We start from the raw sequence: 20,014 nt of genomic DNA on the forward strand, positions 1-20,014 counted from the left end.
CCAACTAGACTCCGCTATAATAGGTCAGTGCTCCAATTTACAAAACAGGTGAAGCCTTGTATAACGGCAGCCGATGAATAGAGAATGACAGATGTTTAGGAGGTAATTATGTATGACCGTTACTATAGGAGAAACGTTAGTCGCAGATGTCCACCGTCTGGATAAGAAGGGGAACGGACAGGCCGTACTTTGGCGGGAGAGCGAGCAGGGCAGCAATCCGAAAAAGCTGAAGCTGACGATTCCGCAGACTTTGCCGGGCGAAACGGTACAAGTAATTGTGGACCAGCCGGAAAAAAGAAGACGAAAGGCATTGCCAGATGCGATTTTGAATGCAAATCCAGAACGCGTTGAAGCACCTTGTCCGCATTTCGAGCTTTGCGGGGGCTGTGTTTGGCAGCATTGGTCGTATGAAGGCCAGCTGAAGCATAAAACGGGACATGTTCAAGAGGCGCTGGAAAGTGTCGGATTAGATCCGTCTCTCGTGCAGGACACAATTGGCATGGAGGAACCTTGGCATTATCGCAATAAAATGGAGTTCACCTTTTCGCCGGAAGGGGATCTCGGTCTCCATGAACAAGGTAATTTCCGCAAGATCATTCCGCTTGAAACCTGCCTGATCGCAGGACGGAATATGGTAGACGTGACGATGGAAGTAAGCAAATGGGTAAAAGAGCATCAGCTGAATGGTTACAACAAAGACACACACCAGGGGCTGCTTCGTCATTTAATGGTCCGCGAGTCATTCGCGACAGGCGAGGTCATGCTGGCATTGTTTGCAACGGAAGCGCCAGACGGGGATCTCTCGAAAGCAGCGGAGGATCTAATTGCTAGAATTACGGCAAACTATTCGAACGTGAAAAGCCTGCTTTGGCTCGTCAACACCGATTGGGCGGATCGTACGCAGTCGGAAGAAACGTTTGTCTTAACAGGAAGAGACTTTATTTACGACGAACTGGGAGGCTATCGCTTTCGTCTATGGTTTGATACCTTCTTCCAAACGAACCCGGTTCAAGCGCAGAAACTCGTGGATTTAGCGCTCGAGATGGGCAAACCCCAGGAAGATGAAAAGATGATTGATCTATTTTGCGGCGTCGGAACGTTCTCCTTGCCATTTGCTGCTCGCGTCAAGGAGCTCGCTGGTATTGAAATTGTGGAGACATCGATTGAATCCGCAAGAAGGAATGCACTTGATAACGATTTGCACAACACGACATTCCTCGCTCGCGACGCTCGACGGGGCATCGACGAAGTGCATGAAAGCTGGGGTCTCGCGGATCTCTTGCTCATCGACCCGCCGCGTAGTGGAGCCGGCGGCAAAGTAATGCGCCGAATCGGACGCGCCCAGCCGAAACGGATTGTCTATGTATCATGCAACCCGGATACATTCGCAACAGACGTGGCGGAATTACTGCCGTTTGGCTATACGCTGGAGACGGTGCAGCCGGTAGATTTATTCCCGCATACAGTGCACGTTGAGTGCGTAGTATTGATGTCAAGGATGGAGAAATAAGACTGCTCAAAACAATGATAAATAAAGGATTTCCAAGGTTGGAGGATTTTCTGCCCGATGTCTGGCATTGCCTTTTAACCTTGGAAATCCTTATTTTTGTTTATGAGGAAATAGGTCAACTGTAAAAAATGGGTGTAGGGTTGAGTTGACAGGTTAGATTTTTTATTGGGGTTGAGGAGATAGGATAGATGTATAAAAAACAGGCTTAGAGGGTAAAGTCTGTATTTTGACTTTTACATATAAATATTCGAGAAATCAAAATAACTATTGAAAAGTCGAAAGTTGTGTGGTATAATTAATAATCGTATGACTTTACCATGTAAACGAGAGGTGCAAAATGGGAGTTAACTATAAAAAACTCTGGAAGAGACTGATAGATGAAGAGTTATGTGTATCGGATTTGCATCTTGCCACTGGCATTGCCCCTAGTACATTTTCCAAGATGCGTAAAAATGAATACGTCTCTCTTGATGTACTGGTGCGTATTTGTAATGAGTTAAATTGCCAGTTGAGTGAGATTGTTGAGGTTGAGCTCGACAATCGGTCATAAGTACAACAACAAAATTTAAAGCAGAGGAAATGAGTTATGGCTGATTCTATATTATATAATGAAGACTGTATACGTTCTATGAAGCGTCTCGCTAATGGTTCTATAGACCTTATATTAACTGATCCACCATATAACTTAGGTAATTTCATGAAAGGTAGAGATACAAATCTAAAAAAGATGCGTGATAACTTTTTTGGTGATGCTGGTTGGGACGATCTAAGTTTTGAGGATTGGGAAAAATCAATGGATAACTTTTTCGAAGAATCCGTTCGAGTGCTTAAAAAGGGTGGAGCTATGATTGTATTCATGGCTATTATTAAGGTAGAGAGTATTATTAAAATAGCAGAACGACATGGACTATATTATAAGACTACTGGTATTTGGCATAAATTAAATCCTATGCCACGTAACATGAATCTACATTTTGTTAATTCGACTGAAGCGTGGATTTATTTTACATATAAGAAGAGAACAGGCACATTTAATAATGACGGCAAGGTGCTACATGACTTTATTGAAACAGGTGTTGCGGCAAACGGAGAAAGAAAGTTTGGTAAACATCCAACGCAAAAACCAGTACAATTGATGGAGTTTTTTGTTAAAGTGCTAACCAATGAAGGAGAGACAGTTCTAGATCCTTTTATGGGTAGCGGTAGTGTGGGCGTGGCTGCCAAAAAAAACAATAGAAATTTCATCGGTGTAGAAATAAATGAAAATTATTTTCAAATTGCTACACGGCGTATTCAAGAGGTGAAAGAATGAAGCCGACAGTGATTGATTTGTTTGCGGGTGTTGGTGGTCTTTCACTTGGGTTTGAAATGGCCGGATTTAACGTTGTGCTCGCAAACGAATATGATGAGTCTATAGCTAAAGCATATGAATTAAATCATCCAGGTACAAAAATGATTGTTGAGGATATTACAAAATTACCTATTGAAAAAACATTTTATGAGTATCGTAAAAAGGTGGACGTTATTATTGGGGGACCACCATGTCAAGGCTTCTCCCAGAAAGGACAAAGAAAGACCATCAATGACGAACGGAATTTTTTGTTTAAATACTTTGTAGCTGTTGTTGATTTTGTCCGCCCTAGATACTTTATAATGGAAAATGTACCGAATCTTCTAACTGCTGAGAATGGCTATTTTAAGGAAGAAATTATTGAGTTATTTGAGGGGTTAGGGTATAAGTTGTCAAGTGACACACTTAATGCCGCTGATTATGGTGTTCCTCAAAACAGAAGGAGAGCTGTAATTATTGGTAAACAAGGGAATTCTGCAATAGAAATGCCTAAACCGCTTAATTATAAAGTTACAATTTGGGATGCGATCAGTGATCTTGCGTACTTAAATTCAGGTGAAGGTGTAGAATGTGATATATATAGGTACCCGCCGCAAAGTGAATATCAACGTATGATGCGCGAAGGTAGCTACCATCTGTATAATCATAAAGCGACCAAACATTCAGATCTGGCAATAGAGAGACTAAAAATGATTCCTCCAAATAAAGGTAAAGAAGTATTACCTGAGGAACATTTAACTAAATCAATCTATAGTGGAACTTGGACTAGAATGGTCAAGGATGAGGTTTCTGTAACTATAACAACTAGATTTGACACTCCTTCTTCTGGTAAATTCACTCATCCATTTTTACATCGAGCAATAACTGTGCGAGAGGCTGCAAGAATTCAATCGTTTCCTGATACATTTCGTTTTATCGGCACAAAAGGTTCACAGATGAAACAAGTTGGAAATGCTGTTCCGCCATTGCTTGCTAAAGCTATTGCAACGGTTGTTATGAATGATATAACAGGAGGATAAAAAAATGTTGAGACCAGATAATATGGTGAAATATCCTGAAGTGGATTTAAAACTGGGTATTAAATCTTCTTTACCAAGTGTAAAGGCTACCTTGGGATTATTAATGATGTTTTGGAAAGCATCAAATAATCCAGATGAACTTGCATATTCGAAAGCGGCAGGTAATTCAATAGAAGTTTCAGATGATCTAGGTGCTAGATTGATTGAAAAGTATAGCCCTATTTATTCTTCTGTTGGAATTTCTGATGAACAATTTCTTGAACGTGTGAATGATAACCAGTTGTTCAAATCACAACTAGAGTCATTGATTGTTGCCTTTGAATTGATTTGGCGAGTTGCAAAAATTAAGTTTGACAACGATATGCCTGCATCATCTGAGAGAACTGGTGGTAGAAGGTATCCAAAAACGCTCTTATTCACAAAAAATATGGATATTCTTGATGCAGTACTATCTTCTGATGATGAACAGTATTCAAAAGTCCTCTTGTCATGGATAGGCTTTAATATTACAGTTGAATCTAAATTTGAAGCTACTTTGTTACAGTTGCTTGTTTATATATCCGAGGAAGCGGTTTACAAACTAGCTGATGGTGAGCAAGATATCATTTTTAATATGAATAGTGTATATTTGAAGTTGCTTGAAGAGCAAGATTCTGCAGTAGATATTAATGATAGTAAAGAAGCAAAGGGTTCGCTTCGTATATTAAAATCTGCACTTTCAGACAAATTAAATCCATTTTTGACATATAGCAATGCCAACGGAGTTGCTATTAAAGATGGATTAGAAGATAAGTTGAGAGCATATCAGAAAAGGGTCGATGCATATCTTAGTTTATCAAATACGAAATATGTTTTAGAGCCAGAGGTTGTTGACACAGAAAATTTATATACTCAGGAAGGATTAAATGAATATGCTCACGAAGTAGCAAGGGAGACGGGGGGTAGGAATATACTTCTTTATGGTGTTCCAGGTTCCGGAAAAAGTTATACAATAGAGACTAATTACTGTAATGACTTTAGTTTAATGGAACGAGTGGTCTTTCATCCAGACTATATGAATACTGATTTTGTAGGACAGATTCTACCAACCGTTAAAGGTGAGGGTGACGAAAAAGAAATAACTTACGATTTCACACCTGGACCTTTTACTAGGGTACTTAAGAAGGCGATAAATGACCCAGGGAAACATTACTATTTAGTGATAGAAGAAATAAATAGAGGTAATGCTCCTGCAATTTTTGGAGAAATATTTCAACTGTTGGATAGGGAATCTGATGGGACAAGTTCTTATAAAATAACAAATTATAATATTGCAAGTGAAGTATTTGGAAATAAAGAAACTCCAGTTTTCATACCATCAAATCTAAGTATTCTAGCAACAATGAATACTGCAGATCAAAATGTGTTCACTTTAGATACGGCATTCCAGAGACGATGGGATATGAAAATGATAGAAAACGATGTAACAAAAGCAGAACATGCTAAAACAAAAATTTTAGATACCACAGTAACTTGGGAGAAATTCAATACAGTTGTTAATGAACAAATAATTACTAGTGGAGCTACTACTTTATCATCTGAAGATAAACGCTTAGGATCGTATTTCGTAACAGAAGATGTCCTAAAATATTTTACTATGGAAACAGATAAAAACGAAATAGCAGAGAAATATAACATCGATCTTGAAAATGGTCAGGAACTAGAAAGAAAGATTAAAGATTTAAACTCTAGGTTTGGGGATAAAGTTATTAAATATCTGTGGGATGATGTGTTCAAATTTAGCAGAGATGATTTATTTGAGTCAACCTATAAGAGTTTAGAGAAAGTATTATACGACTTTAACAGATATGACGGCGATAGAAGATTCGATATTTTCAAACAAGATATTAAAGATAACTTATTCTCAGGAAATAATATAGAGGAAACTAGAAATGAGTAATGAATTTAAAGAGGTCATTTTATCTAAGTCTTTAAGTGAATACTGTAGAAATGCTACAAATCAAGAGGGAGATACATTTGTTGGAATAAAATCCGAAATTGTAGGTGATAGGCATGAAATAAGTGTCCACTTTCCGATAGGTTATAAAATATCTGAAAAGGAAGAAGATGTCCGAGATGAGATTTTAGACCTATTTAGTGTGCTACAGGCATATAACGATAAACAATCCAGAGTTTCTCAGATTACAGCCAACCAAGTTCTAAAAACTGTGAGGTTTCCTGTTCAAGCTTATCTTAGAGTTATTCATTATTATTTGCAGCATGATTACTATAAAGAGAACGAGGAAGTATATGTGCCGGGCATGTCTGGCCCTGTTAACATGAGAGAAACCATAAGCAAAATAAGGCCTATAGTCCAAAAGTCTGGATTTGTATTTCCTAATTTAATGATACGAAAAAATAATGATACAGATAAGCACTTAATAACTGAAATTAATAAGTTTTGTGTTTATGAAAGTTTCATAAAACTAGGATGGATCTATAAATATAAACTTCCCCAACCAGCTAAGGTGAAAAATCCCAATTTAAAAGTGTATAAAAGTATATTGCAACAAAAATTAGAGCAGGCTAACAACGATACTATTAAGCAATTATTTCAAAGTATGCTAGCTATAATTGATTTTAGAAATAGCGCAGATGATCCAGAAGAGTTTTATTTTGGAACTAATAATTTTGAGTATATATGGGAGAAGCTGATTGATGAAACTTACGGTATACGTAACAAAAATGATTATTTTCCGAAAACAAGCTGGAGGTTAAATTTTGGTGAAAGATATAATCCGGCACTAGAACCAGATAGTATCATGATAACTAAAGACCACATATGTGTGCTAGATGCAAAATATTATAAATATGGCCAATCAGGAAAGCATAGTGATTTGCCAAGATCAACCGATATCAATAAACAGATAACTTATGCTGAATATATAGCCGAAAACAGTAAATTTAAAAAAGAACGTGACGAAGGTAAAGTTGTATTAAATGCATTTCTTATGCCTTTTAGCAAAGTTAGTAATATTTTTGGTACCAGCGATAATTACTTCTCTATAGGAGAGGCAGTAGCAGAATGGAAAGATTCCACTAAGGATTATGAACGTGTTCAAGGTATACTTGTAGATGTAAAAACATTAATTGCAAATTCCACTAGGCCTAATAGGCAAGAGATTAAGAATCTATCAAAAGCGATTGAAGAAAGTCTAAAAAAGAATAAAAGAAAAGGGAGTGAAAGATGAGATGTATCAATCACTCCCTTTTTTTATGTTTATAATTTCTCTGTGAAACAGCATTAGTGCAATAAACACAACAATATTTTTTTATTGAATTGGTTCTTGAGACAAGAAAAAACTGGCCACAATTAATATTTTGACATGCCCTATAAGATTCTTGTCTCGAGTCTAAGTAAAATAAAGAAAGGTACATTGCGGAGAGCAAAGAGGGGAGGTTCCAATTGGGTTGCATGGTTTCTACATTATAAACGGGTCTAATTTCTGACAAATGATAGTTAAGTTCTCTTTCAATTAAGAACTTAGTTTTTTACCTAAGGCTTCAGTCAAAATCATGGATTCTTTTGCTTCTAGTTTGGTATAGCATTCATCGTGGAAAAGCATGTCTAAAGATACAAATCCCAGATTGATTAGAGATACCTGTTGAATAAAATGAAATAGAAACTCTATGATTAACCTTTCGTTATTGGTAAAAATAGGAGAGTCTTTTATTACATATGCTTTAAATATTTGCCTAGCAAATTCTAAATCTTGTTGGTCATCTTCTAAAAACTCATCATAATCATATACATTTATGTCATGGTAGCCGTTTTCTGAAATAGAGTCTTTAACCCTATAAACTATGTCATTCCCCCCATCACTCTTTGGTATATGAACTATATTATCTCCTTCCATCAAATTGACTTTAGTAGCACTTTTAATTTTATTTAGTAGTGCATTGTCAATTGAAGTATATACAGTTTCACCGTTAATTTTTATTTCTCGATTTTCTTTAAGCAATAAATACAGCACTGAATTTAAGAATTTCTTGTAATTGATTTTTCTGGAGTCCTGGGCATTTAATAAGTTTATTAAGGCTTCAAGATTATCCTTCAAATAGATTATATCATCTATATTTACATTAACATATTGGTCATAACCACTTAAGTCAAATAAAAACCCATACTTATTAAAAAACGACATGACAGAGTTTATGTCGTTTTTCTTTATGCCCAAAAATTCGCCTAGAATATTATTTTTATAGTTAACTCGTTGCTTTTTTATTTCTTTTAAGCCTTCGCCATAGATATAAGCAGCTCTAAAGTTTTGTGAAATATCATTTCTAATTACCAAGCTTTTAGTTTTATATCCTGTGTGTAAGTCAACTGTCTCATTGTAATCAGTGATACATTTGTAGCTTTCAAAAACAAATGCACTTTTAAAGGTATCAGTTATGGTCATGAATATATCCTCTAAATAATAATGGGAAAATTTATAATATCTAATTACTACTAGTAAATTATACCACAAATAAATTATAAAAGTAATTACTTAAAAAATAAGTAATGAGAAATATAGAATATTCTAACAGTAGACAAAAAAATGAGAGAATATTTCCAGAAAGAAAACACGGGACAACTCCCCATTTGTTCTTTCTAAATTGAGATAGTTTTTATCTCTAAAAAAATATCGAATGCCTGATTTGCAATAAGGGCAGAGGATACATATTGTTTCGCTCCAATCCGTAAGGATTGTTGCGGTGCAATAGAAGTACCTTACCTTATTGCGCTCATTTTCAGGATAAAAAGGTCTGTGTACTTCTGGTACAGGCCTATTTTTGTATCCTTTGCCGCCAATGCAATCCGGCGGAAAGGATGCAAAATGAAAATTAGAATTCAGCACGAAAACAAATCTATTTATCTGGAGGTACCAGACGAGGACTTTACCTTAATGATTGAGGCGGATTATGAGGACAGGCTATCTTCTGCAGAGGACAAAGAAACTGTGACTCGGTGTTCTCCACAGGAGATAATGGACGAACGTTTCAACAAGCCGGAATACAATAACTGGCACAAATTTGACAGACACAGAGGTATGCCAAAGAAACCATTCCGCAAGGATGACCAAGAGGTTGATGAAACCGACCATATGGACTACTTCCCTGATTACTCAGATGAAATGGCTAGAGAGAAAGAAGAAGAGTATGAACATATTTGTGAAATTATCCGCAAGGCTCTCAAGGAAAAACAAGCAGAGCTACTGATAGCTATAGTCTTGGATGGTGTTTCGGTAACAGAGTATGCAGAACGTGAGGGAGTAAGTGTAAGTGCCATTTCCCACCGTTTAGATACAGCTAAAAAGAATTTCAAAAAAATCTATCCCAAATCCTCAACTTTCCCCTCTTACCATGGCTAATAGTTAGAGGGCAGCACATAAACGCTCTCGGAAAGAGGTGAATACATGAAGCACAACTTGAAAATCAGTGTTTCAAAAAAACCACAGTCTGGCGGGATTGTTTCCTGTCGAAACATCACCATTAGGGAGCGTTTCCTTCGCTTTTTACTTGGTGATAAGCAGAAACTGACCATCCTTGTTCCGGGTGACACCGTACAGGAACTCGCCATCAGTGAGATTAAGGAAGGAGGAATGAGCCATGAGCAAGATCAAGCTACTCCTTGATGTGGTTTCCGATATGCGCTCTTTGGCAGACAGCATACAAGCGGTTGCGGATGTAATGGCGGGCAATGAACTTGTCCAAACAAAAGAACCGGCTACAACTGTAAAAGAGCCTGAAACAAATAAAAAGGAAATCACTCTGGAGGAAGTCAGAGCAAAACTCGCTGAAAAAAGCCAAGCCGGTCTTACTGCCCAAGTAAGAGAAATAATCCAAAAATACGGTGGCTCTAAATTAAGCGAAGTTGACCCGAGCTATTATGCAGATATGTTAAAAGATGCGGAGGGACTTGGTAATGAGTGATCATGCAGTTCTTTCCGCATCAGGAGCCCATAGGTGGCTGAATTGCCTTCCGTCTGCACGATTGGAACTGGAATTTGTAAATAACGAATCCAGTGCAGCTGCCGAAGGCACCGCCGCCCATGCTCTCTGCGAACATAAACTTAAAAAAGCACTTCATATGAGAAGTAAGCATCCTGTCTCAATTTATAACTCCGATGAGATGGAAGAACACACTGATGCCTATGTGGAATTTGTAATGGAGCAGTTGGAGCTGGCAAAGCAGAGTTGCACAGACCCTTTAATACTAATCGAGCAGCGTCTTGATTTTTCCTGCTATGTTCCACAGGGGTTTGGAACCGGTGACTGCATCATTATTGCTGATAGGAAACTTCACATTATCGATTTCAAGTATGGCATGGGAGTATTGGTAGATGCGGTGGACAATCCACAGATGAAGTTGTACGCACTGGGTGCTTTGGAAATTTACGATAGTTTGTACGACATCGAGGAAGTTTCCATGACCATTTTCCAGCCACGTAGAGAGAATGTCAGCACATGGACAATACGGGTAGAGGATCTAAAAGCTTGGGCTGAAAAAGAACTAAAACCAAAGGCTAAAAAAGCTTATAACGGCGAAGGCGAGTATCTTCCGGGTGAGTGGTGTACTTTCTGCCGAGCGGCTGTTAAATGCCGTGCTAGGGCTGAAGAGAAACTGAAATTGGCACAATCGGAGTTTAAACTACCTCCTCTACTTACGGACTCTGAAATTGAGGAAATTCTATCTAAACTATCCGACCTTACGAAGTGGGCAAATGAAATCATTGCATATGCCACTGATGCAGCTGTTAATCACGGTAAAGAGTGGCATGGTTTTAAGATTGTTGAGGGCAGATCTGTCCGTAAATACAAGGATGAAGATGCTGTGGCTGAAGTAGCCAAAGCAAACGGTTATAAAGATATCTTTCGTCAGAGTCTCATTCCCCTTACGGAAATGGAAAGGCTGATGGGCAAAGCAAAATTTGAGAAGATTCTCGGTGATCTCATATATAAGCCACCGGGAAAGCCGACTCTGGTCCCGTTATCGGATAAGCGTCCGGCTATGAACGTATCAAACGCAATAAACGAATTTAACGAAATAACGGAGGAATGTGAATATGAATAATAAAAACAGAACGAAGGTTATTACTGGTGTAAATACACGTCTCAGCTACTTCCATGGCTGGGAACCGGTATCCATCAATGGTGGGGCAGAAAAGTATAGTGTATCGGTATTGATTCCTAAATCGGATAAGGAAACCATTAATGCCATCAATGCAGCAGTTGATGCAGCTATTGAAGAGGGCATTGCAAAGTTTGGTGGTAAAAAGCCAAATAAGGCTGCCATCAAGCTGCCACTTCGAGATGGTGATGTAGAACGAGATGATGAGGCTTATAAAGGACATTATTTTGTAAATGCCAACAGCACTACTCCGCCTCAGATTGTAGATAAAGCAGTCAAGCCCATTCTGGATCGCAATGAGGTATACAGTGGTTGCTATGCAAGAGTGTCACTTAATTTTTATGCTTTCAATTCTAACGGCAACAAGGGTGTGGCCTGCGGACTTGGTAACATCCAGAAGATTAGAGATGGAGAGCCTTTAGGCAGCAGAACCACAGCGGCTGATGATTTCACCACAATTGAAGATGATGATTTCCTAGCATAACAGCTAAAGTATGAATACAAACGGGGTGGTGGAAGTTGTTCTTCTGCCACCCTCGTTTGCATTGGAAAGGGTGGTAATACATGAATTCTATTTCAATTGATATTGAAACATTTAGTAGTGCCAATCTTCAAAAATGTGGAGTTTACCGTTATGCCGAGAGTGATGATTTTGAAATTCTACTATTTGGTTATTCGGTGGATGGCGGTGAAGTACATGTGGTTGACCTTGCCAGTGGGGAGGAAATCCCCGATGAAATTATAAACGCACTTATGGATGATTCCGTTACCAAGTGGGCTTTCAATGCAATGTTTGAGCGTGTGTGTCTATCAAAATGGCTTAACCTTACTGAATATCTTAACCCCGCATCCTGGAAATGTTCCATGATATGGTCGGCATATATGGGATTACCTCTTTCTTTGGAGGGAGTCGGTGCAGTTCTAGGTTTGGAGAAACAAAAGCTAACAGAGGGTAAAGACCTCATCAAATATTTCTGTACACCTTGCTCCCCTACAAAATCTAATGGTGGTCGAGTTCGTAATTTACCAGAACACGACATGGATAAATGGGAGCGGTTTAAAGTATATAACATTCGCGATGTGGAATCCGAGATGTCAATACAACAGAAATTATCCAAGTTTCAAGTACCAGAGAACATCTGGGAGGAATATCATCTCGACCAGGTAATCAATGATCGTGGCATTGCCATTGACATGACTTTCGTAAAACAGGCTGTAGAGATGGATGAACATTCTCGTGAAAAGCTAATGGCTACGATGCAAGATATAACTAATTTGGAGAATCCAAACTCTGTACAACAAATGAAAGACTGGCTTGCCGACAATGGGCTAGAAACAGATACCCTTGGTAAAAAAGCGGTTGCTGAGATGTTAAAGACGGCTCCTGAACCACTAGGCACTGTTTTGGAACTTCGCCAGCAGCTTGCAAAATCATCGGTGAAAAAATACACGGCAATGGAAAATGCGGTATGTAGTGACGGTCGTGCAAGAGGAATGTTTCAGTTTTACGGGGCCAACAGAACTGGGAGATTCTCTGGCAGGCTGATTCAGTTGCAAAATCTCCCCCAAAACCATATGCCCGATTTGGAACAGGCTCGTGCTTTAGTTCGAAGCGGAAACTTTGATGCTCTTACTTTACTCTATGATTCAATCCCAGAGGTACTGTCGGAACTTATCCGTACTGCTTTTATACCGCGAGAAGGTATGAAGTTCATTGTGGCAGATTTTTCAGCGATTGAGGCTCGCGTCATTGCTTGGCTTGCAAGTGAAAAATGGAGAATAGATGTATTCCAAAACGGCGGTGACATCTACTGTGCCAGTGCCTCTCAGATGTTTAATGTACCTGTTGAAAAGCATGGTGTGAACGGTCACCTTCGTCAGAAAGGGAAAATAGCCGAACTTGCCCTCGGTTATGGTGGATCTGTTGGAGCATTAAAATCAATGGGTGCTTTGGAGATGGGAATTGAAGAAGAGGAACTTCAGCCCCTTGTAACGGCTTGGAGACAATCCAATCCCAATATCACAAAACTTTGGTGGGATGTTGACCGTGCAGTAAAAACTTGTGTTAAGCAAAAAACTCCTACAGAGACACACGGCATTAAATTTATCTATCAAAGTGGAATGCTCTTTATTGTCCTCCCCTCTGGTAGACGGCTTGCCTATGTGAAACCTCGTATGGGAGAGAATATGTTTGGCGGTGAGTCGGTTACTTACGAAGGGGTCGGTGGGACGAAGAAATGGGAAAGAATCGATAGCTATGGACCCAAATTTGTAGAGAATATTGTTCAGGCAATCAGTCGTGACATCTTGTGTCATGCCATGCAGACATTAAAGAATTGTTCCATTGTGGCTCATGTACACGATGAAATTATCATCGAGGCAGATATGGGGACGTCACTTTCCGCTATCTGTGAACAGATGGCTAAGATACCAACATGGGCAAATGGCCTGTTGCTTAGTGCTGATGGTTATGAGTGTCAGTTTTATCAAAAAGATTAAATTAATTGGTAATCGGATAATCGTGTGGGAGGAGGTTAAAAGACCTTCAATTTTTAAATAATGAAAACAGGATAGCACTTATTTTATGACCGGTACGTGCTATCTTGTTTGTTTAATAAACGCTCCATTTTTGTGGAATAAAGGGTTAAAATTCTAATCTTGAAGAAATATAGTGAAAGAACCGATTTTGACTCCTCTCTCTATAAAGTTAATGGCTCTGTTAAAGGTTGATGTTGAAAATTGATTACCTTCAAAAAAGTGGTTATAATAAGAACAAACATTCTTATTTGGAGGGTCCAAAGGATGAGTAAAGCGTTTAGCAATTTATTAAAACATATCGATAAATTATCGCATACAGATAAAGAACGAGTGTTTCAATGGGTAAAACACTATGTTGAACCTTCTTTAACTGTTGATGGTCGCTTAATCGATGAAATGCGGGAAGTACGTTATAAAGAAGGTTTTGAATGCCCTCATTGCACTTCAGAACACATTAATCGATTCGGTAAAGTTAATGGTCGCCAACGATATCGCTGTAAGGCTTGTCGTAAAACGTTTATGGATACTACAAATACAATTCTTTATCGCACTCGAAAAGGTAATGAATGGATTACTTTTGTTGAATGTATGTTTAAAGGATATTCCTTGCGTAAATCAGCAAAAATTGTGGGCGTTACTTGGGTTACATTATTCTATTGGAGACATAAGCTGTTATCAGCTCTTAAACAAATGGATTTTGAACAATTTGATGGTATCGTTGAAGTGGACGAGACTTATTTTTTGTATTCTCAAAAAGGTCAACGTGGCATTAGTGAACGTAAACCACGTAAGCGAGGCGGTAAATCAACACTAAGAGGAGTTAGTAAGGAACAAGTCTGTGTTCTAGTTGCTAGAGACCGAACAAAAGCAACAGTTTCAAAGGTAGCCTGTATGGGGCGTGTTGTTAAAACCAAAGTTGATGGTATGATTGGGTCTAAACTAACACCTAATAATGTACTTGTAACAGACGCTTGGAGAGCCTATAAAACCTATGCAGATGAAAGAGGGATAGAACATTATCGGGGTCTGTCAATAATTTTGTGTAAACTCATTTATAGAGAATCTCCCCCGAGGGGGAGATTGGCCCTCACGGTAAATGCTGACCAATCCGGTCCGGAAAGAAGACAGAGAGCTGGAGAAGCATTTGCCCCCAATTTTGGACCCTGCCCGTCCATTTGCGGGTGACATCCATTGTGACCAGATACAGCATCTTTAGGAGCGCTTCGTCGGTCGGGAAGATGCTCTTGCCCTTGGTTACCTTACGAAGCTGACGGTGATAGCTCTCGATCATGTTTGTCGTATAGATGAGCTTACGGATTTCTGGTGGATACTTAAAGAACGTAGCCAGCTCGTCCCAGTTGGTACGCCACGATCGGATGATAAGGGGGTACTTAGCCCCCCACGTTTCTTCAAAACGATCCAGCTCCACAAGCGCCATTTCTTCCGTTGCAGCCTTGTAGATAGGTTTGAGATCCGCTGTCACTTTCTTGAGATCTTTGTAGGATACGTAGCGCGTCGAATTGCGGATTTGGTGGATTATACACTTCTGGATTTCAGTCTTCGGGTAGCAAGCCGTAATTGCTTGGGAGAAGCCGGTTAGGTTGTCGACACAGGTGATAAGGATATCTTGAACGCCGCGGTTTTTGAGATCGTTCAGCACGCTCAGCCAGAACTTCGCAGACTCGTTCTCACCGATCCACATGCCCAGAACGTCCTTATTGCCGTCCAAATCGATGCCGATGACCATGTAAGCCGCCTTGTTCACGATCGCGCCGTCCTGCTTCACTTTAAAGTGGATGGCATCAAGAAAGACAACGGCGTAGACGGCTTGCAACGGGCGATTCTGCCACTCCTTGATGAGGGGAACTATCTTGTTCGTTACGTTCGAGATCATCGTTGGCGAGACGTCAACGCCGTACAGTTGGTGCAGATGATCCTGAATTTCACGGGTGCTGACACCCTTGGCGTAGAGCGCGATAATCTGATCCTCGATGCCCGTTACATTCGATTGGTGCTTCCGAACGACGAGCGGTTCAAACTCGCCTTGACGATCCCGTGGAACTGCGATTTCCTGTTCACCATATTCGCTTATGATCTTCTTCTTGCTCTTCCCGTTGCGACTATTGCTCGTCTGCTTGTTCTGCACATCGTGCTTCTCGTAGCCCAGATGCGTGTCCATCTCGGCCTCGAGCATCTCCTGCAACGTTTCTGCAAACAAGTCCTTTAAAGCATTCTGTGCATCCTGAGCGGTGACAAGGTTATTCTCCTTGATAAACGATCTAAGCTGCTCCTTCGACCATAATCCCATATGTGCTCCCAACCTTTCTATTAATTCCATTTTAATAGGTTTGAGAGTTTACACAATTTATTCTACAGACTCCATTATCGCATTAAGTCTGACGATGGAAAACACGTTATTAAAGGCTTATACCATATCCAAAATGTAAATGGACTCCATTCACGTTTAAAACATTGGATACATCGTTTTAAAGGTGTTGCTTCTAAATACCTTGATAATTACCTTGCTTGGTTTTTATTTGTAGATAGTCATAGCAATGAAAGTACAAAACACAATATCAAAGAATTACTTTTGACATCCTTTGTTTTTGAAATGACAGAAACCTATCGAAGTTTAAGGCTATCGAAATTCAATATGTAATGCTTATTTGACTGTTAGGGTGACTAAATCAAAATAGAGTTCTGGCAAATTTTTGCGGATTTACAACGTTAAACAATAAAGTTTACAAACGACACTTTGGGAATATTTTTGAAGGTGTTTTAGTAATGCATCGAGAAAAAAATATCACAATAGCTCTCAATTTCAAAAGGTAGAGTGCTACTGTGATTTTTATTTAACTTGATTTTACAACTGGTTCCTCTTGATTTGAAAAGTTTAAAATCACAACGCCCACGATAATTAGTAGAATCGCAGACACCTTTAACAATCCTAATGGTTCATCCCAAATAAGGAATCCAACAAAGGCTGTAAGAGCTGTACCTACACCCGCCCACACCGAGTAAGCAACGCTTAGCGACATTCCTCGTAAGGTTAACCCTAAAAATGTGAATGATAATAAATAACCAGCAACTGAGCCTATTGATGGTAATAAGACTGTAAATCCTTCTGAATATTTCATCATTGTTGTGCCAAATACCTCTGTAACAATCGCTAATACTAAATATATATATTTTGCCACGAATACAACCCCTTACTTACTTAAATTTAGCAGTACAACACCTAAAATGATGATTGCAATACCAATTAGTTTTTTTCTGTCAAATCCTTCTTTAAATATGACGACACCTATCGTAGCAGCTAAAGCTGTACCGACCCCTGACCAAATGGCATATGCTACACCAATCTCAAGTTCTTTTAAAGTTAAAGATAGAAAATAAAACGCTGCTGCATAGCCAACTGCAACACCAATGTATGGACCATAGTTCTTTGTCATACTTGTCACTTTTAACATCGCACTTCCAAAGGCTTCAAAAAGAATTGCAATACCTAATAAAACATATGTCATTTCCTTATTCTCCTTCTGCTAAACGGTATAATTTTTGCTTGATTTCATCCATTTCGACCGCTGTTAAGGGTGCGATTGTTGAAAATTTGTTGTAATAAACACCATCGATTGTTAGACGAATTAAATTGATTGTTGTCTCATCTAATTCATCTTTTTTCAAATGTTCTAGGATGTTTTGGTAAATGTCCTGCACCTGTTTATTTTCTAAAAATGGTACAACCATCGAACCAACATATAAGTCGCTGTGTTTACTTAAATCATTGAAGCATAACTCAATGAATGCTTTTGTATAACGATTTCTTGTTTCTTTTTCAACTAGAATAAAGAATTCCTCCGAAAACTTTTCGTAAATATCTTGCACTATGCCTTCAATCAATGCTTGTTTATTTGGAAAATGATACAGTAGCCCACCCTTACTTGTGTTCGCTTTTTTTGCAACAGCATCAAGTGTTAGAGCATTTACACCTTCTTCTTGCAATAATTGAATTGCACTATTTATTAGTGTTTCGCGTTTTTCTTTTGCTTTTTGACTCATACAAAACCTCCTTCTCCAATCTCTATAATACCGTCTGGACGGTCTTTTTTCAAGCCTTTTAAATCATCCGTATTCAAAATAACGTTCCCAAATCAAAGTTTAGGGACAGTTTAAAAAGGCACGAACGTTGATTTAACATCGTTTCGTGCCTTTTCTTGTGAACATTGTTTATACCGTATTTTATACAGATGGCTCAAATTGTTGATGCAACTGTATTTGTACTTGATGGGTATTTTCGCTATCTTGCATAAAATTGTGTATATTCCTTATTGTTGTAAATACATATTTCTCTTACTATACCTAAAATGGGGGAACCACAATAAATCAAGTTCCCCCAATTATTTATTTAAAAAACAACAATTAAATTTAACAGAGCCAAGTTAATAATAAATCAAGGGGTAAGACTAAATCTATTAAAAACAAATGGGACAATAATTGATACATCGACCGATTAGCTTAATTGATTTTATTGCAGAGTGTCTCTAAATGATAACGAATAACTTCCTTCACCTTTTCTGGAGAGTATACATCAGGTCTTAATAAAGCATGAATCGACAATCCCTCTATTAATGCCGTTAACCTACTCTTTTCTAATTCTGCATTCATTGAATCTGATAATACGCCTTTTAGAGCTAAGATTTCAATCATTGAATTTGCTAATTCATATGTACCGTCCGTCATTTCATCTTTTTTGTCCTTTATTGTATCACTTGTAAGTGAACGTAATGCAAGAATCCACCAAACACTCGTTTCAATTTTCTTTTCTTCATCTATTGGTACTAGCTCTAATAAAACTTCTTCTACTGCCTGCACTGGGTTTTCTGACCATTCTTTATTTTGAGAACGTTTTTTCCCTTCTTCTAAGTAGTAATTCATAATAAATAATAACATTTCATCTTGAGTTGAAAAATAATGTCTTAACGCACCAGAAGACATCCCTGCCTCAGCTGCAACTCTTCGTATAGACGCTTTCTCAACCCCTTCTTTCCTAATAATATTCCATGCAGCCTCAGCAATTTGTTTGCGCTTTTCATCATGATCAACAATTTTTGGCATTATAAAAATCACTTCCTTTATTTAGCACAGTGTGTTATTATCTTTTTATAGCACGGTGTGTTAAATAGATAATACCACAACATTTAAAGGAGGACTAGTTTGTTTGATCGAAACTATTGAAGCATTGATGCCTTCTTCATCATTAGACATTTCTTCAGCATTAATGATTATTTCTTTGTGTGCTTTAATTGATATTTTAAGTCCCGGTGTACTGACTGTAACAGCCTATTTATTACTGACACAACCGAATCAGTTATCTTCTCGTTTATTTGTGTTTTTATTCATCACGCAGTTAGGCTATTTCATCACGGGTTTATTACTCTACTTTGGTGGAAATTCATTATTGAAGAGAATAGAACAATTGTCTCAGTTTGACTTTATCAATTGGTTTTATATCCTACTTGGAGCAGTTCTTGTTCTAATAAGCTTCAGTAAACCAAAAGAGACTACAAAAAAACGTTTAATTTCATTTATCCCCAAAAATACAACAATTAAAGGGATGATTATACTAGGAATCATTGTTTTCCTAATTGAATTTGTAACGGCATTGCCTTACTTTTATTCAATCTTTTTAATGAATCATCAAACAATTGAGACTACACCTGCTATCTTAATAATAATTGGATACAATCTAGTAATGGTGCTTCCTTCTCTATTACTGTTAGGGGTTAATATTATATTTAAAGAAAGATTGCAACAATTTCTTATTAAAATCAGGTCAAAATTAAATGAAGCTCCAATCTCTTCGCTCTTGGTAGCGACAGGAGTCATAGGTGCAGTTTTTTTTAATATCGGTCTTAGAGGCATTTTAAATTAGAAAAAATATTAAAGAGGTGTTCATCATGAAAGAAATTATCAGTGGTCTCAGTCTACTTTTTATTATTCAGGGAATAGGCGGATTAATCAATCATTTGACTAATGGGGGAAAAAGTTGGTTTTTAGTAAATTATATTGATGCGTTTCAAGGGTTTGAAATCGTTTTGGACATTGTATTTATTGCAGTTGGTGGAATCATAGCTTTAGCCACTCGTAAAATAACATCAAGTAAAAGCAATAAGTGAATGATGTAAAATAAAAAATACAGAGTGAGAATTTCTCGCTCTGTATTTTTTATTTTAATTGATTCTCCTCGAGGCTCTACCAACCTTACTCATCCAGGTCATAGATAAAATATGATACCAAAATGATTGTTTTCCTCTTCTCTTATTAGCTCCAAATCCTATAGGCCTATTACAGTTTACGTTACCATTTTTTGTTCATCAATCTAGTCCGTTTGTAAAAGTAGAAAATTACTGAATCAGCTTTTAAATCTATTTTACATACAC

General features: G+C 38.1%; 20 protein-coding genes and 2 pseudogenes. 16 read left to right on the plus strand and 6 right to left on the minus strand.

Annotated features, from left to right (window positions below; translation table 11 throughout):
* The first annotated feature begins 112 nt into the window (after positions 1-112).
* The 6 genes from rlmD to ACSW3C_RS12910 all read left to right on the plus strand — a co-directional run bounded on the left by rlmD (position 113) and on the right by ACSW3C_RS12910 (position 7,110).
* Entirely contained in the window at positions 113-1,510 is a 1,398-nt protein-coding gene (rlmD, locus tag ACSW3C_RS12885; protein ID WP_486563083.1) for a 23S rRNA (uracil(1939)-C(5))-methyltransferase RlmD, read from the plus strand.
* A gap of 337 nt (positions 1,511-1,847) precedes the next feature.
* Positions 1,848-2,060 carry a helix-turn-helix domain-containing protein gene (locus ACSW3C_RS12890; RefSeq protein WP_046058007.1) on the plus strand — a complete coding sequence of 71 codons (213 nt, stop codon included), beginning with the start codon at positions 1,848-1,850 and terminating at the stop codon, positions 2,058-2,060.
* A 36-nt stretch (positions 2,061-2,096) separates the two neighbouring features.
* Positions 2,097-2,822 (plus strand): DNA-methyltransferase, encoded by a 726-nt coding sequence (locus tag ACSW3C_RS12895; protein WP_082076433.1) that lies wholly within the window; start codon positions 2,097-2,099, stop codon positions 2,820-2,822.
* Positions 2,819-3,880: a DNA cytosine methyltransferase gene (locus ACSW3C_RS12900; RefSeq protein WP_046058008.1), complete on the plus strand. Its 1,062-nt coding sequence runs from the start codon at positions 2,819-2,821 to the stop codon at positions 3,878-3,880. Before ACSW3C_RS12895 ends, ACSW3C_RS12900 begins: the two co-directional genes overlap by 4 nt.
* Positions 3,881-3,884: 4 nt before the next feature.
* Entirely contained in the window at positions 3,885-5,819 is a 1,935-nt protein-coding gene (locus tag ACSW3C_RS12905) for an AAA family ATPase (RefSeq protein WP_046058009.1), read from the plus strand.
* A complete protein-coding gene (locus ACSW3C_RS12910) occupies positions 5,812-7,110 on the plus strand; it encodes an LlaJI family restriction endonuclease (protein ID WP_195923629.1) in 1,299 nt (432 codons plus the stop codon). The genes ACSW3C_RS12905 and ACSW3C_RS12910 overlap by 8 nt, the downstream gene beginning before the upstream one ends.
* Positions 7,111-7,395: 285 nt before the next feature.
* Here ACSW3C_RS12910 and ACSW3C_RS12915 read toward each other — a convergent pair whose 3' ends face one another.
* The gene (locus ACSW3C_RS12915) at positions 7,396-8,322 is read right to left on the minus strand and encodes a hypothetical protein (RefSeq protein WP_486563085.1); all 927 of its coding nucleotides are present in this window, start codon (positions 8,320-8,322) and stop codon (positions 7,396-7,398) included.
* A gap of 420 nt (positions 8,323-8,742) precedes the next feature.
* On the opposite strand from ACSW3C_RS12915, the gene ACSW3C_RS12920 reads away from it, so the two are divergent.
* The 7 genes and pseudogenes from ACSW3C_RS12920 to ACSW3C_RS12950 all read left to right on the plus strand — a co-directional run.
* On the plus strand, positions 8,743-9,276 hold the full coding sequence (locus ACSW3C_RS12920; protein ID WP_368975108.1) for an RNA polymerase sigma factor: 534 nt from the start codon (positions 8,743-8,745) through the stop codon (positions 9,274-9,276).
* 45 nt (positions 9,277-9,321) lie between these two features.
* Positions 9,322-9,540: a hypothetical protein gene (locus tag ACSW3C_RS12925; RefSeq protein WP_368975110.1), complete on the plus strand. Its 219-nt coding sequence runs from the start codon at positions 9,322-9,324 to the stop codon at positions 9,538-9,540.
* Complete coding sequence (locus ACSW3C_RS12930) at positions 9,515-9,838, plus strand: rRNA biogenesis protein rrp5 (RefSeq protein ID WP_368975111.1); 324 nt, start codon at positions 9,515-9,517, stop codon at positions 9,836-9,838. The genes ACSW3C_RS12925 and ACSW3C_RS12930 overlap by 26 nt, the downstream gene beginning before the upstream one ends.
* Complete coding sequence (locus ACSW3C_RS12935; protein ID WP_368975113.1) at positions 9,831-10,979, plus strand: DUF2800 domain-containing protein; 1,149 nt, start codon at positions 9,831-9,833, stop codon at positions 10,977-10,979. The genes ACSW3C_RS12930 and ACSW3C_RS12935 overlap by 8 nt, the downstream gene beginning before the upstream one ends.
* Complete coding sequence (locus ACSW3C_RS12940; protein WP_044036310.1) at positions 10,972-11,520, plus strand: DUF2815 family protein; 549 nt, start codon at positions 10,972-10,974, stop codon at positions 11,518-11,520. The genes ACSW3C_RS12935 and ACSW3C_RS12940 overlap by 8 nt, the downstream gene beginning before the upstream one ends.
* Before the next feature lie 80 nt (positions 11,521-11,600).
* The gene (locus tag ACSW3C_RS12945; protein ID WP_340704917.1) at positions 11,601-13,535 is read left to right on the plus strand and encodes a DNA polymerase; all 1,935 of its coding nucleotides are present in this window, start codon (positions 11,601-11,603) and stop codon (positions 13,533-13,535) included.
* 303 nt (positions 13,536-13,838) lie between these two features.
* A pseudogene (locus ACSW3C_RS12950) lies at positions 13,839-14,597 on the plus strand (IS1595 family transposase); the annotation flags it as partial.
* A gap of 64 nt (positions 14,598-14,661) precedes the next feature.
* On the opposite strand, the gene ACSW3C_RS12955 reads toward ACSW3C_RS12950, so the two are convergent.
* Positions 14,662-15,882, minus strand: a complete 1,221-nt coding sequence (locus ACSW3C_RS12955) for an IS256 family transposase (protein WP_340704918.1) — start codon at positions 15,880-15,882, stop codon at positions 14,662-14,664.
* Between the two features lie 72 nt (positions 15,883-15,954).
* On the opposite strand from ACSW3C_RS12955, the pseudogene ACSW3C_RS12960 reads away from it, so the two are divergent.
* Positions 15,955-16,233 (plus strand): annotated as a pseudogene (locus ACSW3C_RS12960) (IS1595 family transposase); the annotation flags it as partial.
* Between the two features lie 193 nt (positions 16,234-16,426).
* Here ACSW3C_RS12960 and ACSW3C_RS12965 read toward each other — a convergent pair.
* The 4 genes from ACSW3C_RS12965 to ACSW3C_RS12980 all read right to left on the minus strand — a co-directional run bounded on the left by ACSW3C_RS12965 (position 16,427) and on the right by ACSW3C_RS12980 (position 18,689).
* On the minus strand, positions 16,427-16,771 hold the full coding sequence (locus ACSW3C_RS12965; protein WP_082169273.1) for a DMT family transporter: 345 nt from the start codon (positions 16,769-16,771) through the stop codon (positions 16,427-16,429).
* Positions 16,772-16,783: 12 nt separating this feature from the next.
* The gene (locus ACSW3C_RS12970) at positions 16,784-17,098 is read right to left on the minus strand and encodes a DMT family transporter (RefSeq protein ID WP_340704919.1); all 315 of its coding nucleotides are present in this window, start codon (positions 17,096-17,098) and stop codon (positions 16,784-16,786) included.
* 4 nt (positions 17,099-17,102) lie between these two features.
* Positions 17,103-17,633, minus strand: a complete 531-nt coding sequence (locus ACSW3C_RS12975) for a TetR/AcrR family transcriptional regulator (protein WP_340704920.1) — start codon at positions 17,631-17,633, stop codon at positions 17,103-17,105.
* Between the two features lie 456 nt (positions 17,634-18,089).
* A complete protein-coding gene (locus ACSW3C_RS12980) occupies positions 18,090-18,689 on the minus strand; it encodes a TetR/AcrR family transcriptional regulator (RefSeq protein WP_015926218.1) in 600 nt (199 codons plus the stop codon).
* Positions 18,690-18,792: 103 nt separating this feature from the next.
* On the opposite strand from ACSW3C_RS12980, the gene ACSW3C_RS12985 reads away from it, so the two are divergent.
* Together ACSW3C_RS12985 and ACSW3C_RS12990 are read left to right on the plus strand one after the other, a co-directional pair.
* Positions 18,793-19,506: a GAP family protein gene (locus ACSW3C_RS12985; protein WP_015926217.1), complete on the plus strand. Its 714-nt coding sequence runs from the start codon at positions 18,793-18,795 to the stop codon at positions 19,504-19,506.
* Between the two features lie 25 nt (positions 19,507-19,531).
* Positions 19,532-19,750: a hypothetical protein gene (locus ACSW3C_RS12990; protein ID WP_000658732.1), complete on the plus strand. Its 219-nt coding sequence runs from the start codon at positions 19,532-19,534 to the stop codon at positions 19,748-19,750.
* Positions 19,751-20,014 lie beyond the last annotated feature (264 nt).

The sequence above is a fragment of the Sporosarcina sp. AD_1 genome (assembly GCF_057373025.1).

Bases quoted from the DNA above. Each gene is read 5' to 3' on its own strand.
- rlmD (WP_486563083.1), top strand. From the start codon at position 113: ATGACCGTTACTATAGGAGAAACGTTAGTCGCAGATGTCCACCGTCTG.
- ACSW3C_RS12890 (WP_046058007.1), top strand. From the start codon at position 1,848: ATGGGAGTTAACTATAAAAAACTCTGGAAGAGACTGATAGATGAAGAG.
- ACSW3C_RS12895 (WP_082076433.1), top strand. From the start codon at position 2,097: ATGGCTGATTCTATATTATATAATGAAGACTGTATACGTTCTATGAAG.
- ACSW3C_RS12900 (WP_046058008.1), top strand. From the start codon at position 2,819: ATGAAGCCGACAGTGATTGATTTGTTTGCGGGTGTTGGTGGTCTTTCA.
- ACSW3C_RS12905 (WP_046058009.1), top strand. From the start codon at position 3,885: ATGTTGAGACCAGATAATATGGTGAAATATCCTGAAGTGGATTTAAAA.
- ACSW3C_RS12910 (WP_195923629.1), top strand. From the start codon at position 5,812: ATGAGTAATGAATTTAAAGAGGTCATTTTATCTAAGTCTTTAAGTGAA.
- ACSW3C_RS12915 (WP_486563085.1), bottom strand. From the start codon at position 8,322: ATGACCATAACTGATACCTTTAAAAGTGCATTTGTTTTTGAAAGCTAC.
- ACSW3C_RS12920 (WP_368975108.1), top strand. From the start codon at position 8,743: ATGAAAATTAGAATTCAGCACGAAAACAAATCTATTTATCTGGAGGTA.
- ACSW3C_RS12925 (WP_368975110.1), top strand. From the start codon at position 9,322: ATGAAGCACAACTTGAAAATCAGTGTTTCAAAAAAACCACAGTCTGGC.
- ACSW3C_RS12930 (WP_368975111.1), top strand. From the start codon at position 9,515: ATGAGCAAGATCAAGCTACTCCTTGATGTGGTTTCCGATATGCGCTCT.
- ACSW3C_RS12935 (WP_368975113.1), top strand. From the start codon at position 9,831: ATGAGTGATCATGCAGTTCTTTCCGCATCAGGAGCCCATAGGTGGCTG.
- ACSW3C_RS12940 (WP_044036310.1), top strand. From the start codon at position 10,972: ATGAATAATAAAAACAGAACGAAGGTTATTACTGGTGTAAATACACGT.
- ACSW3C_RS12945 (WP_340704917.1), top strand. From the start codon at position 11,601: ATGAATTCTATTTCAATTGATATTGAAACATTTAGTAGTGCCAATCTT.
- ACSW3C_RS12955 (WP_340704918.1), bottom strand. From the start codon at position 15,882: ATGGGATTATGGTCGAAGGAGCAGCTTAGATCGTTTATCAAGGAGAAT.
- ACSW3C_RS12970 (WP_340704919.1), bottom strand. From the start codon at position 17,098: ATGACATATGTTTTATTAGGTATTGCAATTCTTTTTGAAGCCTTTGGA.
- ACSW3C_RS12975 (WP_340704920.1), bottom strand. From the start codon at position 17,633: ATGAGTCAAAAAGCAAAAGAAAAACGCGAAACACTAATAAATAGTGCA.
- ACSW3C_RS12980 (WP_015926218.1), bottom strand. From the start codon at position 18,689: ATGCCAAAAATTGTTGATCATGATGAAAAGCGCAAACAAATTGCTGAG.
- ACSW3C_RS12990 (WP_000658732.1), top strand. From the start codon at position 19,532: ATGAAAGAAATTATCAGTGGTCTCAGTCTACTTTTTATTATTCAGGGA.